At 67.2% G+C, this 629-nt stretch carries 1 pseudogene; it reads right to left on the reverse strand.

What is annotated here, in order from left to right:
- Positions 1-629: pseudogene (locus A5780_RS40755) on the reverse strand (hypothetical protein); the annotation flags it as partial.

The raw sequence follows: 629 nt of genomic DNA on the forward strand, positions 1-629 counted from the left end.
GTCCGGCGTCGACGTCGTCGACAATCGTGACGAGCTGGCTGCGCTCGATGTCGGCCAGGCCGTGCTGGAGTGTGGCGACCGCGACGATCTCGTCGCCCCGCTCGCGCAGCCGCTCGATGGTCGCGGCGGTTTCGTCACCGACACCCCAGGTCTCGGGACTTTCGTCGGAGAGGTCGTTCTCGGCGACGTAGTCCGCGATTGCTCGAATGTCTTCGACATCGCCTGCGAGAAGGAAGATCTCCTCGTTGATCTGCTCGCGGTTGGCGTAGCCGGGCCACAGTCGCGTACTGGGCTCGCGTCCGGCGCGGATCGCCTTACCGGCTTCACGGACCTGGGCCTGGTCGGCCGCGGTCATCACCGAGATCTCGGCGGCCATCTTCTGCGCGTTGACGTAGCCCTCGGCGAATCCGCCCAGCAGTTCCGGGATCCGGCCGCGCGCTTCTTCGCCCGGGTCGACCCACACCGGCGAGGCGAGAAGGTCGATGTCTCGGGTGTCTCCGGTGAGGTAGTCGACGACGAAGTCGATGCGGGCGCGGTCGTCTGTGGTGAGGCCGGCCGCATCCAGATCGGTGTCGAGCTGCGCGCTCTGATGCTCGCCAGACGACAACGCGTAGGTGGGGGCTTCCTTG

It is taken from the genome of Nocardia sp. 852002-20019_SCH5090214 (assembly GCF_001665865.1).
GTDB classification, from domain to species: Bacteria; Actinomycetota; Actinomycetes; order Mycobacteriales; family Mycobacteriaceae; genus Nocardia; species Nocardia nova.